Annotated in this window: 15 protein-coding genes and 1 pseudogene; 14 read left to right on the forward strand and 2 right to left on the reverse strand. The window is 39.3% G+C overall.

What is annotated here, in order from left to right; genetic code table 11:
- Nucleotides 1-36: 36 nt before the first annotated feature.
- The 8 genes and pseudogenes from EIH20_RS08095 to EIH20_RS08135 all read left to right on the forward strand — a co-directional run bounded on the left by EIH20_RS08095 (nucleotide 37) and on the right by EIH20_RS08135 (nucleotide 9,549).
- The gene (locus EIH20_RS08095) at nucleotides 37-429 is read left to right on the forward strand and encodes a conjugal transfer protein (RefSeq protein WP_000723888.1); all 393 of its coding nucleotides are present in this window, start codon (nucleotides 37-39) and stop codon (nucleotides 427-429) included.
- Nucleotides 413-2,860, forward strand: a complete 2,448-nt coding sequence (gene tcpF / locus EIH20_RS08100) for a conjugal transfer ATPase TcpF (protein WP_000331160.1) — start codon at nucleotides 413-415, stop codon at nucleotides 2,858-2,860. The genes EIH20_RS08095 and tcpF overlap by 17 nt, the downstream gene beginning before the upstream one ends.
- Nucleotides 2,861-2,862: 2 nt before the next feature.
- Nucleotides 2,863-5,040 (forward strand): CD3337/EF1877 family mobilome membrane protein, encoded by a 2,178-nt coding sequence (locus EIH20_RS08105; protein WP_000804748.1) that lies wholly within the window; start codon nucleotides 2,863-2,865, stop codon nucleotides 5,038-5,040.
- Complete coding sequence (locus EIH20_RS08110; protein WP_000769868.1) at nucleotides 5,037-6,038, forward strand: bifunctional lytic transglycosylase/C40 family peptidase; 1,002 nt, start codon at nucleotides 5,037-5,039, stop codon at nucleotides 6,036-6,038. Before EIH20_RS08105 ends, EIH20_RS08110 begins: the two co-directional genes overlap by 4 nt.
- Nucleotides 6,035-6,967, forward strand: a complete 933-nt coding sequence (locus EIH20_RS08115; protein WP_001224319.1) for a conjugal transfer protein — start codon at nucleotides 6,035-6,037, stop codon at nucleotides 6,965-6,967. Before EIH20_RS08110 ends, EIH20_RS08115 begins: the two co-directional genes overlap by 4 nt.
- Nucleotides 6,968-7,280: 313 nt before the next feature.
- Nucleotides 7,281-7,328 (forward strand): annotated as a pseudogene (locus EIH20_RS08765) (hypothetical protein); the annotation flags it as partial.
- 15 nt (nucleotides 7,329-7,343) lie between these two features.
- On the forward strand, nucleotides 7,344-9,263 hold the full coding sequence (tet(M), locus tag EIH20_RS08130; RefSeq protein ID WP_041981115.1) for a tetracycline resistance ribosomal protection protein Tet(M): 1,920 nt from the start codon (nucleotides 7,344-7,346) through the stop codon (nucleotides 9,261-9,263).
- A gap of 118 nt (nucleotides 9,264-9,381) precedes the next feature.
- Nucleotides 9,382-9,549 (forward strand): cysteine-rich KTR domain-containing protein, encoded by a 168-nt coding sequence (locus EIH20_RS08135; RefSeq protein ID WP_000336323.1) that lies wholly within the window; start codon nucleotides 9,382-9,384, stop codon nucleotides 9,547-9,549.
- 59 nt (nucleotides 9,550-9,608) lie between these two features.
- Here EIH20_RS08135 and EIH20_RS08140 read toward each other — a convergent pair whose 3' ends face one another.
- A complete protein-coding gene (locus EIH20_RS08140) occupies nucleotides 9,609-9,962 on the reverse strand; it encodes a helix-turn-helix transcriptional regulator (RefSeq protein ID WP_001227347.1) in 354 nt (117 codons plus the stop codon).
- Nucleotides 9,963-10,466: 504 nt separating this feature from the next.
- Here EIH20_RS08140 and EIH20_RS08150 point away from each other — a divergent pair.
- The 4 genes from EIH20_RS08150 (at nucleotide 10,467) to EIH20_RS08170 (ending at nucleotide 13,079) form a co-directional block, all read left to right on the forward strand.
- Nucleotides 10,467-10,889 carry a sigma-70 family RNA polymerase sigma factor gene (locus EIH20_RS08150; protein ID WP_000804885.1) on the forward strand — a complete coding sequence of 141 codons (423 nt, stop codon included), beginning with the start codon at nucleotides 10,467-10,469 and terminating at the stop codon, nucleotides 10,887-10,889.
- Nucleotides 10,886-11,116 (forward strand): helix-turn-helix domain-containing protein, encoded by a 231-nt coding sequence (locus EIH20_RS08155; protein ID WP_000857133.1) that lies wholly within the window; start codon nucleotides 10,886-10,888, stop codon nucleotides 11,114-11,116. Before EIH20_RS08150 ends, EIH20_RS08155 begins: the two co-directional genes overlap by 4 nt.
- Nucleotides 11,117-11,576: 460 nt before the next feature.
- Entirely contained in the window at nucleotides 11,577-11,780 is a 204-nt protein-coding gene (locus EIH20_RS08165; RefSeq protein ID WP_000814511.1) for an excisionase, read from the forward strand.
- Between the two features lie 81 nt (nucleotides 11,781-11,861).
- Nucleotides 11,862-13,079, forward strand: coding sequence for a tyrosine-type recombinase/integrase (locus tag EIH20_RS08170; protein WP_001291561.1), 1,218 nt, complete (start codon nucleotides 11,862-11,864; stop codon nucleotides 13,077-13,079).
- A gap of 235 nt (nucleotides 13,080-13,314) precedes the next feature.
- Here the strand turns inward: EIH20_RS08170 and EIH20_RS08175 are convergent, their stop codons facing one another.
- Nucleotides 13,315-14,706 (reverse strand): M20/M25/M40 family metallo-hydrolase, encoded by a 1,392-nt coding sequence (locus tag EIH20_RS08175; protein ID WP_124059554.1) that lies wholly within the window; start codon nucleotides 14,704-14,706, stop codon nucleotides 13,315-13,317.
- A gap of 346 nt (nucleotides 14,707-15,052) precedes the next feature.
- On the opposite strand from EIH20_RS08175, the gene EIH20_RS08180 reads away from it, so the two are divergent.
- The gene (locus tag EIH20_RS08180; protein WP_124059556.1) at nucleotides 15,053-16,699 is read left to right on the forward strand and encodes an FAD-dependent oxidoreductase; all 1,647 of its coding nucleotides are present in this window, start codon (nucleotides 15,053-15,055) and stop codon (nucleotides 16,697-16,699) included.
- A gap of 14 nt (nucleotides 16,700-16,713) precedes the next feature.
- Nucleotides 16,714-16,983, forward strand: a complete 270-nt coding sequence (locus tag EIH20_RS08185) for a metal-sensitive transcriptional regulator (protein WP_124059558.1) — start codon at nucleotides 16,714-16,716, stop codon at nucleotides 16,981-16,983.
- The last annotated feature ends 219 nt before the right edge of the window (nucleotides 16,984-17,202 follow it).

Genomic DNA, 17,202 nt, shown 5'->3' on the forward strand with positions numbered 1-17,202 from the left:
TCAGCTACCCCTATTTTTTATGAAAGGATTGATTACATGAAGAAAATACGAAGCTATACCAGTATCTGGTCTGTGGAAAAGGTACTGTATTCTATCAATGATTTTAGACTTCCGTTTCCCATAACCTTTACGCAAATGACATGGTTTGTCGTGTCACTCTTTGCAGTGATGATACTTGGCAACTTGCCCCCTCTTTCCATGATAGAGGGAGCATTTCTCAAATACTTTGGGATTCCTGTGGCTTTCACATGGTTTATGTCTACAAAAACTTTTGATGGTAAAAAGCCTTATGGATTTTTGAAGTCTGTCATTGCTTATGCACTGCGACCAAAGCTGACCTATGCAGGAAAAAAAGTAACGCTTGGCAGAAACCAGCCACAAGAAGCCATTACAGCAGTTAGGAGTGAATTTTATGGCATATCCAATTAAATACATTGAAAACAATCTCGTCTGGAATAAAGACGGGGAATGTTATGCTTACTATGAGCTTGTTCCTTACAATTACTCATTTCTAAGTCCAGAACAGAAAATACAAGTGCATGATTCTTTCAGACAGCTTATCGCACAAAATCGTGATGGCAAAATTCATGCTTTACAAATCAGTACAGAATCCAGCATACGTTCTGCACAAGAGCGTTCCAAAAATGAAGTCACTGGCAAGCTCAAAGCGGTTGCCTATGACAAAATCGACCAACAGACAGACGCTTTAATATCCATGATTGGCGAAAATCAAGTGAACTACCGTTTCTTTATCGGCTTTAAGTTGCTTCTCAACGATCAGGAGTTTTCTATGAAAAGTCTTACCGTTGAAGCAAAAAATGCTTTGTCTGATTTTGTCTATGATGTGAACCATAAGCTGATGGGCGATTTTGTTAGTATGAGTAATGATGAAATCCTGCGTTTTCAGAAGATGGAAAAGCTCTTAGAAAATAAAATCTCTCGTCGTTTCAAAATCCGCAGGTTAGATAAGGACGACTTCGGCTATCTGATTGAACACCTTTACGGACAGACAGGCACTGCCTATGAAGAGTATGAGTACCATCTATCAAAGAAAAAGCTGGATAATGAAACGCTGATTAAATACTATGACTTGATTAAGCCTACTCGCTGTTTGGTGGAAGAAAAACAGCGATATTTGAAAATCCAGCAGGAAGATGAAACCGTCTATGTAGCTTACTTTACCATTAACAGCATTGTCGGAGAACTGGACTTCCCGTCCTCTGAAATCTTCTACTACCAGCAACAGCAATTTACATTCCCGATTGATACGTCAATGAATGTGGAAATTGTAGCGAATCGTAAAGCCCTATCTACTGTCCGCAATAAAAAGAAAGAACTGAAAGACTTGGATAACCACGCTTGGCAAAGTGATAATGAAACCAGCTCCAATGTGGCGGAAGCTCTGGAAAGTGTGAATGAGCTGGAAACCAATTTAGACCAAAGCAAGGAATCTATGTACAAGCTGTCTTATGTGGTAAGGGTATCAGCAAATGATCTTGACGAACTCAAACGTCGTTGTAATGAAGTGAAAGATTTTTATGACGATTTAAGCGTAAAACTGGTACGACCATTTGGGGATATGCTCGGCTTACATGAAGAATTTTTACCTGCCAGCAAGCGTTATATGAATGATTATATTCAATACGTGACCTCTGATTTCCTCGCTGGTTTAGGTTTTGGTGCTACTCAAATGCTGGGGGAAAATGAGGGGATTTATGTTGGCTACAGCTTAGATACTGGACGCAATGTCTATCTGAAACCTGCTCTTGCCAGTCAAGGGGTTAAGGGTTCAGTAACCAATGCGTTAGCGTCGGCTTTTGTTGGTTCGCTGGGTGGTGGTAAATCCTTTGCGAATAACCTTATCGTCTATTATGCGGTGCTTTATGGGGCACAAGCAGTGATTGTAGACCCAAAAGCAGAACGTGGCAGATGGAAAGAAACCTTGCCAGAGATTTCCCATGAAATCAATATCGTCACTCTGACTTCTGATGAGAAAAACAAAGGCTTACTTGACCCTTATGTGATTATGAAAAATCCCAAAGATTCTGAATCACTGGCTATTGATATTCTGACATTCCTTACGGGGATTTCCTCTCGTGATGGGGAACGCTTCCCAATCCTTAGAAAAGCCATTCGTGCAGTAACCAATAGTGAAGTACGAGGGTTGATGAAAGTGATTGAGGAATTACGGGTTGAGAATACGCCACTAAGTACCAGTATAGCCGACCATATCGAAAGTTTTACAGACTATGACTTTGCACATTTATTATTCAGTAATGGTTATGTGGAGCAGTCTATCAGCTTAGAAAAACAACTGAACATTATACAGGTTGCGGACTTGGTACTTCCCGACAAGGAAACTTCCTTTGAGGAATATACCACTATGGAGCTTTTATCCGTTGCTATGCTGATTGTCATTAGTACCTTTGCTTTAGACTTTATCCATACAGACCGAAGCATTTTCAAGATTGTAGATTTAGACGAAGCATGGAGCTTTTTACAGGTAGCACAAGGAAAAACACTATCTATGAAGCTGGTTCGGGCTGGTCGTGCTATGAACGCTGGGGTATATTTCGTGACCCAAAATACAGACGACCTCTTAGATGAAAAACTGAAAAATAACCTCGGCTTAAAATTTGCATTTCGTTCCACTGACCTTAACGAGATTAAAAAGACCTTAGCCTTTTTTGGTGTAGACCCAGAGGACGAAAACAATCAGAAGCGATTGCGTGATTTGGAAAACGGGCAATGCCTTATCAGTGATTTATATGGTCGTGTCGGTGTGATACAGTTCCACCCTGTATTTGAAGAACTGCTCCATGCCTTTGATACCAGACCACCTGTGCGAAAAGAGGTGTAAATGTGAAACCATCAATAGTAAACAGAATAAAATCAAACTGGACGCTGAAACGTCTAGGTAAAGTGGCAATGACAGTGGCTTTCACACTTGTGATTGCCATTTTTCTTTTAGCCATGCTGGGAACGGTGGTTCAAGCTGCGGGCTTGGTAGATGATACGGTCAATGTGGCAAATGAATACAGCCGATACCCACTTGAAAACTATCAACTGGATTTTTATGTGGATAATAGCTGGGGCTGGCTTCCGTGGAACTGGTCGGACGGGATTGGAAAACAGGTCATGTATGGACTATATGCCATTACCAATTTTATTTGGACAATCAGTTTGTATGTTTCCAATGCGACAGGTTACTTAGTACAGGAAGCCTATTCCTTAGACTTCATTTCCGCTACAGCAGATTCCATTGGTAAGAATATGCAGACCTTAGCTGGTGTGAGTGCAAACGGATTTTCAACAGAGGGTTTCTATGTTGGATTCCTCTTACTCTTGATTTTGGTTCTTGGGGTTTATGTTGCCTATACGGGACTGATAAAGAGAGAAACCACAAAGGCAATTCATGCCATTATGAATTTTGTGCTGGTGTTTATCCTATCGGCTTCCTTTATTGCCTACGCTCCCGACTACATTAAAAAAATCAATGACTTTTCATCAGACATCAGTAATGCCAGTTTATCACTTGGCACGAAGATTGTCATGCCCCATTCCGATAGTCAAGGCAAGGACAGCGTGGACTTAATCAGAGATAGCCTGTTTTCCATACAGGTTCAGCAACCGTGGCTACTGCTTCAATACAACAGTTCAGACATTGAAAGTATCGGTATTGACCGTGTGGAAAGCCTGCTCTCCACCAGCCCAGATTCCAACAATGGCGAAGACAGAGAAAAAATTGTTGCGGAAGAAATTGAAGACAGAAGCAATACCAATCTAACCATTACAAAGACCATTAACCGTTTAGGTACAGTCTTCTTCCTATTTGTCTTCAATATTGGGATTTCCATATTTGTATTCCTATTAACAGGAATCATGATTTTCTCGCAGGTACTTTTTATCATCTATGCTATGTTTCTGCCTGTGAGCTTTATTTTAAGCATGATTCCATCATTTGATGGTATGTCAAAACGAGCCATAACAAAGCTCTTTAATACCATTTTGACACGAGCTGGAATCACATTGATTATTACGACAGCATTTAGTATTTCAACCATGCTCTATACCTTATCGGCTGGTTATCCGTTCTTTTTGATTGCTTTTCTACAGATTGTGACCTTTGCAGGAATCTACTTCAAGCTGGGCGATTTAATGAGTATGTTTTCTCTACAGAGTAACGATTCTCAAAGTGTGGGAAGTCGTGTGATGAGAAAACCTCGTATGCTTATGCACGCTCACATGCACCGTCTACAGCGGAAACTTGGACGTTCCATGACTACTCTAGGGGCTGGGTCTGCCATTGTTACAGGTAAAAAAGGACAGTCGGGTTCGGGGAGTTCTGCAAGGACACAAGCAGATCACTCCCGACCAGACGGAAAGGAAAAATCAACACTTGGAAAACGTATCGGTCAAACCATCGGTACAGTAGCTGATACCAAAGACAGAATGGTAGACACTGCTAGTGGTTTGAAAGAACAGGTTAAAGATTTGCCGACCAATGCAAGATATGCAGTATATCAAGGAAAATCCAAAGTAAAAGAGAATGTCCGTGATTTAACCAGTAGTATTTCTCAAACCAAAGCGGACAGAGCCAGTGGACGCAAGGAACAGCAGGAACAAAGGCGAAAAACCATTGCGAAGCGTCGCTCTGAAATGGAACAGGTCAAACAGAAAAAACAGCCTGCTTCTTCTGTTCATGAAAGACCGACTACAAGACAAGAACAATATCATGATGAACAGACCTCAAAACAGTCTAATATTCAGACTTCATATAAGGAATCTCAACAAGCCAAACAAGAGCGTCCAGCAGTTAAGTCCGATTTTTCAAGTCCAAAAGTGGAACGCCAAGGCAATACCGTTCAAGAAAAAACCGTTCAAAAGCCAGCAACTTCAACCACTACAGCAGATAGAACTTCACAACGTCCAATCACAAAAGAACGTCCGTCTACTGTTCAAAGAGTACCACTACAAAATACAAGAAGTAGACCACCAATCAAAACCGCCACCATTAAGAAAGTCGGTAAGAAACCATGAAGTTGAAAACTTTAGTGATTGGTGGTTCTGGATTATTCTTGATGGTCTTCTCACTGCTTCTGTTTGTTGCCATTTTATTTTCAGATGAACAGGACAGCGGAATTTCCAATATTCATTATGGAGGTGTGAATGTTTCCGCAGAAGTGCTGGCTCATAAGCCTATGGTAGAAAAATATGCCAAAGAATATGGCGTTGAAGAATATGTCAACATACTTCTTGCGATTATACAGGTGGAATCGGGCGGTACTGCGGAAGATGTTATGCAGTCCTCGGAATCCCTCGGTCTTCCACCTAATTCATTGAGTACAGAAGAATCCATTAAGCAAGGTGTGAAGTATTTCAGTGAATTATTAGCCAGTAGCGAAAGGCTCAGTGTAGATTTAGAATCGGTTATCCAGTCCTACAATTATGGTGGTGGTTTCTTAGGGTATGTGGCTAATCGTGGAAATAAATATACCTTTGAACTGGCTCAAAGTTTCTCAAAAGAGTATTCAGGTGGCGAAAAAGTGTCTTACCCCAATCCCATAGCCATACCTATCAATGGGGGCTGGCGATACAACTATGGCAATATGTTTTATGTGCAACTGGTAACGCAGTATCTTGTCACAACAGAGTTTGATGATGATACGGTACAAGCCATCATGGACGAAGCACTGAAATATGAGGGCTGGCGATACGTTTACGGTGGAGCTTCCCCGACTACTTCTTTTGATTGTAGCGGACTGACACAATGGACGTATGGAAAAGCTGGAATTAACTTACCACGAACCGCACAACAGCAATATGATGTGACCCAGCATATCCCACTATCGGAAGCACAAGCTGGCGATTTGGTTTTCTTTCATTCTACCTATAACGCTGGCTCTTATATTACTCATGTTGGGATATACCTTGGCAATAACCGTATGTTTCATGCAGGCGACCCAATCGGTTATGCCGACTTAACAAGCCCCTACTGGCAACAGCATTTAGTGGGAGCAGGACGAATCAAACAATGAGAAAGGAAGATTTAATGATGAAATTTAGAAAAAATCAGAATAAAGAAAAACAGATACCAAAGGAAAAGAAACCTCGTGTCTATAAGGTCAATCCTCATAAAAAGGTTGTGATTGCCTTGTGGGTACTTTTAGGGCTTAGTTTCAGCTTTGCGATATTCAAGCACTTTACAGCTATAGATACTCATACTATTCACGAAACAACTATCATAGAAAAGGAATACGTTGATACTCATCATGTAGAAAATTTTGTAGAGAACTTTGCGAAAGTCTACTATTCATGGGAGCAATCCGATAAGTCCATTGATAATCGAATGGAAAGTCTAAAAGGCTATCTGACAGATGAACTTCAAGCTCTCAATGTTGATACAGTACGCAAAGATATTCCTGTATCGTCTTCTGTAAGAGGATTTCAGATATGGACGGTAGAGCCAACTGGCGACAATGAGTTTAATGTAACCTACAGTGTAGACCAGCTCATTACAGAGGGAGAAAATACAAAGACCGTCCACTCTGCTTATATAGTGAGTGTCTATGTAGATGGTTCTGGAAATATGGTACTGGTTAAGAATCCGACCATTACCAACATACCTAAGAAATCAAGTTATAAACCAAAAGCCATTGAAAGTGAGGGGACGGTTGATTCCATTACAACCAATGAAATCAATGAGTTTTTAACGACGTTCTTCAAGCTCTATCCTACAGCGACAGCCAGTGAACTTTCCTACTATGTGAATGACGGGATATTAAAACCAATCGGAAAAGAGTACATCTTTCAAGAACTGGTAAATCCTATTCACAATCGTAAGGATAATCAAGTCACGGTATCGCTGACAGTGGAGTATATCGACCAGCAGACCAAAGCAACGCAGGTATCTCAATTTGATTTGGTACTTGAAAAGAACGGGAGTAATTGGAAGATTGTAAAATAACAAATATTGGTACATGATTACAGATACTTTGTAATCATGTACTCTTTTTGATAAAAAATTGGAGATTCCTTTACAAATATGCTCTTACGTGCTATTATTTAAGTGACTATTTAAAAGGAGTTAATAAATATGCGGCAAGGTATTCTTAAATAAACTGTCAATTTGATAGCGGGAACAAATAATTAGATGTCCTTTTTTAGGAGGGCTTAGTTTTTTGTACCCAGTTTAAGAATACCTTTATCATGTGATTCTAAAGTATCCAGAGAATATCTGTATGCTTTGTATACCTATGGTTATGCATAAAAATCCCAGTGATAAAAGTATTTATCACTGGGATTTTTATGCCCTTTTGGGTTTTTGAATGGAGGAAAATCACATGAAAATTATTAATATTGGAGTTTTAGCTCATGTTGATGCAGGAAAAACTACCTTAACAGAAAGCTTATTATATAACAGTGGAGCGATTACAGAATTAGGAAGCGTGGACAAAGGTACAACGAGGACGGATAATACGCTTTTAGAACGTCAGAGAGGAATTACAATTCAGACAGGAATAACCTCTTTTCAGTGGGAAAATACGAAGGTGAACATCATAGACACGCCAGGACATATGGATTTCTTAGCAGAAGTATATCGTTCATTATCAGTTTTAGATGGGGCAATTCTACTGATTTCTGCAAAAGATGGCGTACAAGCACAAACTCGTATATTATTTCATGCACTTAGGAAAATGGGGATTCCCACAATCTTTTTTATCAATAAGATTGACCAAAATGGAATTGATTTATCAACGGTTTATCAGGATATTAAAGAGAAACTTTCTGCCGAAATTGTAATCAAACAGAAGGTAGAACTGTATCCTAATATGTGTGTGACGAACTTTACCGAATCTGAACAATGGGATACGGTAATAGAGGGAAACGATGACCTTTTAGAGAAATATATGTCCGGTAAATCATTAGAAGCATTGGAACTCGAACAAGAGGAAAGCATAAGATTTCATAATTGTTCCCTGTTCCCTGTTTATCACGGAAGTGCAAAAAACAATATAGGGATTGATAACCTTATAGAAGTGATTACGAATAAATTTTATTCATCAACACATCGAGGTCCGTCTGAACTTTGCGGAAATGTTTTCAAAATTGAATATACAAAAAAAAGACAACGTCTTGCATATATACGCCTTTATAGTGGAGTACTACATTTACGAGATTCGGTTAGAGTATCAGAAAAAGAAAAAATAAAAGTTACAGAAATGTATACTTCAATAAATGGTGAATTATGTAAGATTGATAGAGCTTATTCTGGAGAAATTGTTATTTTGCAAAATGAGTTTTTGAAGTTAAATAGTGTTCTTGGAGATACAAAACTATTGCCACAGAGAAAAAAGATTGAAAATCCGCACCCTCTACTACAAACAACTGTTGAACCGAGTAAACCTGAACAGAGAGAAATGTTGCTTGATGCCCTTTTGGAAATCTCAGATAGTGATCCGCTTCTACGATATTACGTGGATTCTACGACACATGAAATTATACTTTCTTTCTTAGGGAAAGTACAAATGGAAGTGATTAGTGCACTGTTGCAAGAAAAGTATCATGTGGAGATAGAACTAAAAGAGCCTACAGTCATTTATATGGAGAGACCGTTAAAAAATGCAGAATATACCATTCACATCGAAGTGCCGCCAAATCCTTTCTGGGCTTCCATTGGTTTATCTGTATCACCGCTTCCGTTGGGAAGTGGAATGCAGTATGAGAGCTCGGTTTCTCTTGGATACTTAAATCAATCATTTCAAAATGCAGTTATGGAAGGGATACGCTATGGTTGCGAACAAGGATTATATGGTTGGAATGTGACGGATTGTAAAATCTGTTTTAAGTATGGCTTATACTATAGCCCTGTTAGTACCCCAGCAGATTTTCGGATGCTTGCTCCTATTGTATTGGAACAAATCTTAAAAAAAGCTGGAACAGAATTGTTAGAGCCATATCTTAGTTTTAAAATTTATGCGCCACAGGAATATCTTTCACGAGCATACAACGATGCTCCTAAATATTGTGCGAACATCGTAGACACTCAATTGAAAAATAATGAGGTCATTCTTAGTGGAGAAATCCCTGCTCGGTGTATTCAAGAATATCGTAGTGATTTAACTTTCTTTACAAATGGACGTAGTGTTTGTTTAACAGAGTTAAAAGGGTACCATGTTACTACCGGTGAACCTGTTTGCCAGCCCCGTCGTCCAAATAGTCGGATAGATAAAGTACGATATATGTTCAATAAAATAACTTAGTGTATTTTATGTTGTTATATAAATATGGTTTCTTGTTAAATAAGATGAAATATTTTTTAATAAAGATTTGAATTAAAGTGTAAAGGAGGAGATAGTTATTATAAACTACAAGTGGATATTGTGTCCTGTATGTGGAAATAAAACACGATTAAAGATAAGGGAAGATACTGAATTAAAAAAATTCCCCCTCTATTGTCCGAAATGCAGACAAGAAAATTTAATTGAAATAAAGCAGTTCAAAGTAACTGTGATTACAGAGCCAGACGCAAAGACGCAGAGCCGATAAAATGAGATTAATACAATCTCATTTTATCGGCTCTTTCCGTTATGTATGGATTCTTTTAATTAGTCTTCGATGTTTCTTGCTTCGTTGATACCGCTGGCTAAAGATTCCATTAAGGATAGTTCTTTGTCTGTAAAGCTATCCATGTATTTCTCTATCTGTAATCGTCGGGTGCTTTTTACCAAGTTATTAGCAGGTAAGAAAAATTCATCAACGGAAACATGAAGTAACGATACAAGGTCATAAAGAACTTGTATGCTGGGGTGTTGCCCTTTATTTTCAATATTAGTTAAGTACCGTGGGTCAATTTCAATCAATGCTCCCACTTGTTCACGAGTTAAACCTCGTTTCAATCGAGCTTCTTTAATGGCTAAACCAAAGGCTCTAAAATCATATTTATCTTCTTTTTTACGCATAGTAGACCACCTCTATACATTTTATTGTTCCTACTGAATTAAAAACAGGTATAGAAAAACGTGTTATATGGTTTATAGGTTTATATTTAATAAAAAGCACTACTAAACGCCAATAAAAAAAACCGTTATATGGTAGTGCTATTTACGCTGTTAAAATATTGTATATTACTTCCAAATGGCGGTTTGTTGGAGGTCAACGTCGCCATGAAGTACATCATATACAATAAATTTCCTTACATTGGGTTCTTGTCAAAAAAAGTCGTCTATCTGCAATAGATAAGTACGTCCACCAATGTGGTTTTATAAATCATATAGATAGAATAACAGAAGCATGTAAACAGAGAAATAAATCTGTTTATATGCTTTTTTGGCTATTCAGAACTTTTTTACAAAGTTTATTTATCAGTAATGCAACAAATCCCCCTTTCACATTGGGACTAAGAGTGAAAGGAGATAAACGAGCAAGGCTCACTTCCTTTCCTAGACAGAAAGGGGGTGAGAAACATGAAACCATCTTCTTTTCAGACCACAATAGAAAATCAGTTTGACTATATCTGTAAACGTGCTATGGAAGACGAGCGAAAGAATTATATGCTTTATCTTTCAAGGATTGCAAAGCGTGAGGTGTCCTTTTCGGATGTTGGCGATTATCTTGTTAGCCAGTTTGCGACAACAGATAACTATTCAACTGACTTTCAGATTTTTACACTCAATGGGTTATCAGTAGGCGTTGAAAATGATTTGTTGAGTGAAGCATTACGTGAGTTGCCAGACAAGAAACGTGAAATTCTACTGCTGTTTTACTTTATGGACATGAGCGATTCAGAAATTGCAGACCTGTTGAAATTGAACCGTTCTACTGTCTATCGGCATAGAACCAGTGGACTAGCCTTAATTAAAAAGTTTATGGAGGAATTTGAAGAATGAAAACACAATATCCTATGATTCCCTTTCCTCTCATTGTAAAGGCAACAGATGGCGATACCGAAGCGATTAACCAGATTCTACATCATTACAGAGGGTACATAACGAAGCGTTCCCTACGACTTATGAAAGATGAATATGGCAATCAAAGTATGGTCGTTGATGAAGTCTTACGTGGAAGAATGGAAACCAGACTGATTACAAAGATTTTGTCATTTGAAATTAAGTAATATCCTCTCTCCTTTCGTGGAAGCGTGCTAAACCATTCCACGCTTCCCGAACAGGGAGGTTTGTTATTCCACCAAAGCATATTGAGCTTTCAATGTGTTTTGATAGGCTAACGAGCCATTGTTCTTTGAAAACTGAATAAAAGTAATCGAATACGTTTCGATAAGAAAAGAGCCAACGGAACTAACCGCCATGACCTATCTTATAAAGATAGCGAGCGATTCATGTTAGTGATCCGAGAAGCAATCTTTAGCAGGATTGCCTGCAACGACATTCTTATCGTGATAATGATACTCCCATACAGTCAATAGTCCGAGCGTGATAAAACCGTCGCAGGCAATGAGTATGGCTACATGAGAACCATGCAGGGGTGGAACTCCCGTGAGCTTTGCTAAAGCTGTTCGATTGCTGGTAAAACAACTTTTATGAAATCCAAATAAGTGATTTGGAAAGGAGGATTTTATGAAGCAGACTGACATTCCTATTTGGGAACGTTATACCCTAACCATTGAAGAAGCGTCAAAATATTTTCGTATTGGCGAAAACAAGCTACGACGCTTGGCAGAGGAAAATAAAAATGCAAATTGGCTGATTATGAATGGCAATCGTATTCAGATTAAACGAAAACAATTTGAAAAAATTATAGATACATTGGACGCAATCTAGCGTCGCCAAAGGGTCTTGTATATGATAAAATAGTATTAAGTCGTATCAAGGCTCTTTCCATAAAGGAAAGGAGCAAATGCCATGTCAGAAAAAAGACGTGACAATAAAGGTCGAATCTTAAAGACTGGAGAGAGCCAACGAAAAGACGGAAGATACTTATACAAATATATAGATTCATTTGGAGAACCGCAATTTGTTTACTCGTGGAAACTTGTGGCTACAGACCGAGTACCAGCAGGAAAGCGTGATTGTATCTCACTTAGAGAGAAAATCGCAGAGTTACAGAAAGACATTCATGATGGTATTGATGTTGTAGGAAAGAAAATGACACTCTGCCAGCTTTACGCAAAACAGAACGCTCAAAGACCAAAGGTTAGAAAAAACACTGAAACTGGACGCAAATATCTTATGGATATTTTGAAGAAAGACAAGTTAGGTGTAAGAAGTATTGACAGTATTAAGCCATCAGACGCTAAAGAATGGGCTATTAGAATGAGTGAAAATGGTTATGCTTATCAAACCATCAATAACTACAAACGTTCTTTAAAGGCTTCATTCTATATTGCTATACAAGATGATTGTGTTCGGAAGAATCCATTTGACTTTCAACTGAAAGCAGTTCTTGATGATGATACTGTCCCTAAGACCGTACTAACAGAAGAACAGGAAGAAAAACTGTTAGCCTTTGCAAAAGCTGATAAAACCTACAGCAAAAATTATGATGAAATTCTGATACTCTTAAAAACAGGTCTTCGTATTTCAGAGTTTGGTGGTTTGACACTTCCAGATTTAGATTTTGAGAATCGTCTTGTCAATATAGACCATCAGCTATTGAGAGATACTGAAATTGGGTACTACATTGAAACACCAAAGACCAAAAGTGGCGAACGTCAAGTTCCTATGGTTGAAGAAGCCTATCAAGCATTTAAGCGAGTGTTAGCGAATCGAAAGAATGATAAGCGTGTTGAGATTGATGGATATAGTGATTTCCTCTTTCTTAATAGAAAGAACTATCCAAAAGTGGCAAGTGATTACAACGGCATGATGAAAGGTCTTGTTAAGAAATACAATAAGTATAACGAGGATAAATTGCCACACATCACTCCACATAGTTTGCGACATACATTCTGTACCAACTATGCAAATGCAGGAATGAATCCAAAGGCATTACAGTACATTATGGGACATGCTAATATAGCCATGACGCTGAACTATTACGCACATGCAACATTCGATTCTGCAATGGCAGAAATGAAACGCTTGAATAAAGAGAAGCAACAGGAGCGTCTTGTTGCTTAGTAGTACAAATGAATTTACTACTTATTTACCACTTCTGACAGCTAAGACATGAGGAAATATGCAAAGAAACGTGAAGTATCTTCCTACAGTAAAAATACTCGAAAGCACATAGAATAAGGCTTTACGAGCATTTAAGAAAATATAAAAAGATAATTAGAAATTTATACTTTGTTTCACATAAAAATAGCCTCCTTCGGGTGAAGGAGGCTTTTGGGGTTTGTGAGATTAAATTAGATTATTTTTTCTTTGAAAGAGCGATGAAGCCAAAACCTAAAGTGGTTAAAGCAGCCACTAAAACTGGGCTAACTGCTTCTTCACCCGTTGCAGGTAGCGTTTCTTTAGCTTTATCTTCTGATTTTTCAATGACTTTACCTTCGCCACCTACTTTATCTTCTTCTTCAGCTGCTTCTGCATCGATAGCTTGGAATTCTTCTAAGTCTTCTGGAGCTGTCATGTTAATTAATAAGTTGTATAAATCAGCAGAGAAGGCATGTAAGTGGTCTTGAGCACGGCTACCAAATTCTTTGGTGATAAAGTCTAAATTATCCATACCAGTATGGAAGATTGGACCATATTTTTCAGTTTGGTCGTAACCGTCTAATTCAGCAATATCCCAGTTTGTTCCTTCGAAGTAAACAATTGGAATGCCTACTTCGTTAAATGGTGCATGGTCAGACCAGTCACCCGTTTCACCATAAGGATATTCAGGATTCTTACCAGGGTTTGGTTCCATACCTTCGATACCTAATTCATCTGCGATATCGAAAGCTTGGTCTCTTACCCAATGTTCGCCACCTAGACCAGCATGGATATACATTTTGTCACCAGCAATGAGGGAGTCTAGGTTAACCATAGCTGCTGTATTAGCAATTTCTTCTTCGGTCATATTCTTAACATAAGCTTTAGATCCTTGAAGACCCATTTCTTCTGCTCCGAAGAATACAAATTTCAAGGAGTATTTAGTGTCGACTTCCATCAAACGACGAGCCATTTCTAAAGTTACCCCAACACCCGAAGCATTATCATCTGCACCAAGAGAGCCACCTTTATTTACTGAGTCATAGTGAGCACCCACGACTACTTCACGAGCCACTTGACCCGCTTTGTAGGCAATAATATTGCTTGTAGTAAAACTTTCACCTTTTTTATTAGTAAATGAGAATTCTTGTAACTCAGGATCGTAACCATAAGATCTTAATTCATCGATAATATATTGACGAGCAGCCGCTTCTCCTTGCGATCCAACAACACGAGAGCCAATTTCTTTTGATAATACTTCGATGTGTTCAGCTGCTTCTTCACCAAATGTTTCGTCTTCTACTAAGTTAAGATCCATTTCTTTCAAAGTAGCGTCATTACCGACCGTATTTTCAGTCGTTGTTTCAGGCGCCACCGTTGTTGTTTCAGCAGCAACAGGCGCAGTTGTTGTTTCAGCTACAGTCGTTGTTTCCACCACTGGTGCCACAGTCGTTGTTTCTTGTGCTTGAGCAACTTGATTAGCACCGAAGAATAAAACAGTTCCAGACACAACAGATAATACACCAACGCCTAAACGTTTAATTGTGTAGCTATCTTTGCGATTAGCCATGCGACGAGTCATCTCGCTCATATTATTCTTTCCTAACAAGAAAATTCCTCCTAAAAGATAGTTTAGTAAGCGCTTTATTTAACTCAATAGTAGCACTTCAGCCTAATAATAGCTAGCTTTTAATTAAATTATAATAAAGAAGTTATTACTAATTTAATAAAATCGAAAAAATAATCGAATAAGCCCCTATTAATCACCTTTATATATAATGATGAAAGCAAGCTATTTTAATGAATCAGCCTATCTTTGAAGGCGCTTTCTCATAATGCTCTCATATATCTTTGGCTATTTGTCTACCTGACTAACAAATGCTCTTTCAATTGACCCCGCATACCCCTATGGGTATAATAAAAATTAGATTAACTTTATACATAAGGAGACAATCATGAAAATACTTATCATTGGTGGAGTCGCCGGCGGAGCTACCGTGGCTACTCGCCTACGCCGTTTAAACGAAAAAGACGAAATTATCGTAGTCGAACAAGGAGACTACATTTCCTTTGCTAACTGCGGATTACCTTACCATATTGGCGGTAGCATTGCTGAACGACAGAAACTTTTGCTACAAACCGCCCCGGGTATGAAAGCAAAATATAACCTCGACATCCGCCTTCAATCCCGGGTGGAGAGTATTGATCCCCATGGCCACACCGTTGTCATTCGTGACCTTGTCAAGAACCAAGACTATCAAGAAAACTTTGATAAATTGATTATTTCCACAGGTGCTAAAGCTATCATCCCGCCGATTCCGGGCATCGAACAGGCACAGAACCTCTTTACCTTACGCAATGTTCCTGATATGGATGCGATTAAAGCCTACTTGACTAAGAATGAGGTTAAACGCGTGGCCGTGATTGGTGGCGGCTTTATCGGTTTAGAAATGGTCGAAAACTTGACTGAGTTAGGTCTGCAAGTCGATTTAGTCGAAATGGCTCCTCAGGTCATGCCCAATCTCGATTTTGAAATGGCTCAAGAAATACATGCTCATTTACAACAACAAGGGGTTGGCTTGCACCTTCACGACGGCCTAAACCGCATCGAACAAGACGGGCATCTCCTTCATTTAAATTCTGGTACAAAGCTAGCGACTGACTTGATTATCCTTTCCATTGGCGTCCTTCCTGAAAGTACTCTAGCCAAAGAAGCTGGGCTAGAATTAGGCGTCAAAGGTGCCATCAAAGTCGACAGCAACTTCCAGACAAGCGCCCAAGACATCTATGCAATTGGCGATGTAATTGAAGTCCCTTCATCCATCGACGGTCAAGCTAGTCATATTCCCTTGGCTTGGCCAGCCAACCGCCAAGCTCGTCTTCTAGCCGATCACCTTAATGGTCTTCCGATTAAGCATCCCGGTAGTTTAGGCACTTCTATTGCCAAAATTTTCTCACTAAGCGTCGCTTCGACTGGCCTAAATGAACGTCAGTTACAAGATCGTCACATTCCTTATCACGTTATCCATACTCATCCAAGTTCTCATGCTGGTTATTACCCTGGAGCTAGCCCCATGCATCTGAAGCTGATCTTCGGTCAAGACGGTCGAATTCTAGGTGCTCAAGCTGTCGGCAGCCAAGGAGTTGACAAGCGGATTGATATTCTGGCAACAGCCATTCACTTTGGTGCAAAAGCCCCTGAATTAGCTGGCATCGAAGTGGCCTATGCCCCTCCATATGCCAGCGCCAAAGATCCAGTCAATCATCTAGGTTACATCGCCGATAACCTACTCCATCATCGAGTTGAAACCATTCAATGGCATGAAGTCGATTCCCTTCTTGAACAAGGCGCTTTCTTCTTGGATGTTCGCGAAGAAAGCGAATTAGCCAATGGGCATTTAGCCAAATTCTATCAAATACCTTTAGGGCAGTTACGTCAGCGCTTAGCTGAGCTTCCATCCGATCAACCAATCTATGTCTATTGCCAAGTTGGTTTACGAGGCTATCAAGCTAGCCGGATTCTGACGGCCTATGGCTTCACTGTCAAAAATCTTGACGGCGGCTACAAAACCTATCGTGCAGCCTCATTCAAACAAATATAAAAAGGAGTGATTCTTTGAAAGCCTCAGCTGAACAAAAACAAAAAATCCTCAACCGTTTAAAACGGTCCGAAGGCCAAATCCGTGGTGTGCAAAAAATGATTGAAGAAGATCAAGAATGTCTCGCTATTGTCACCCAACTCAGTGCCATCCGTTCAAGTATCGACCGGATTATGGGCGTGATAGTCGCGGAAAATTTGAAATCCTGTCTAGAAAATCCTGATCAAGATGCCAGCCAACAGACTGAAAAAATCGAACAAGCCTTAAACCTCATCATCAAAAAATAATCAGTAAATATCCACCAGCGTAGCTGGTGGCTTTACGGTCAGCCCTAGAAGGGCTTGTTACTGCGAGCCCCTTAAAGGGGCTTTTTTTAATGGACTGCCAACCGCAAACTCCCTTTACCTATTTTGCAAAGGGATCAATATACTCTTTTTTACTTATACTATCACTCAGTCTATCTTCTATTTCTTGATCACGAATATACTTTTCGATCATCTTCTGAT

It is taken from the genome of Vaginisenegalia massiliensis, assembly GCF_900604935.1.
Taxonomy (GTDB): Bacteria; Bacillota; Bacilli; order Lactobacillales; family Aerococcaceae; genus Vaginisenegalia; species Vaginisenegalia massiliensis.

Excerpts from the sequence above, each read along its gene's own strand:
- EIH20_RS08110 (WP_000769868.1), top strand. The coding sequence starts at position 5,037 with ATGAAGTTGAAAACTTTAGTGATTGGTGGTTCTGGATTATTCTTGATG.
- EIH20_RS08165 (WP_000814511.1), top strand. The coding sequence starts at position 11,577 with ATGAAGCAGACTGACATTCCTATTTGGGAACGTTATACCCTAACCATT.
- EIH20_RS08115 (WP_001224319.1), top strand. The coding sequence starts at position 6,035 with ATGAGAAAGGAAGATTTAATGATGAAATTTAGAAAAAATCAGAATAAA.
- EIH20_RS08095 (WP_000723888.1), top strand. The coding sequence starts at position 37 with ATGAAGAAAATACGAAGCTATACCAGTATCTGGTCTGTGGAAAAGGTA.
- EIH20_RS08170 (WP_001291561.1), top strand. The coding sequence starts at position 11,862 with ATGTCAGAAAAAAGACGTGACAATAAAGGTCGAATCTTAAAGACTGGA.
- EIH20_RS08155 (WP_000857133.1), top strand. The coding sequence starts at position 10,886 with ATGAAAACACAATATCCTATGATTCCCTTTCCTCTCATTGTAAAGGCA.
- EIH20_RS08150 (WP_000804885.1), top strand. The coding sequence starts at position 10,467 with ATGAAACCATCTTCTTTTCAGACCACAATAGAAAATCAGTTTGACTAT.
- tcpF (WP_000331160.1), top strand. The coding sequence starts at position 413 with ATGGCATATCCAATTAAATACATTGAAAACAATCTCGTCTGGAATAAA.
- EIH20_RS08180 (WP_124059556.1), top strand. The coding sequence starts at position 15,053 with ATGAAAATACTTATCATTGGTGGAGTCGCCGGCGGAGCTACCGTGGCT.
- EIH20_RS08140 (WP_001227347.1), bottom strand. The coding sequence starts at position 9,962 with ATGCGTAAAAAAGAAGATAAATATGATTTTAGAGCCTTTGGTTTAGCC.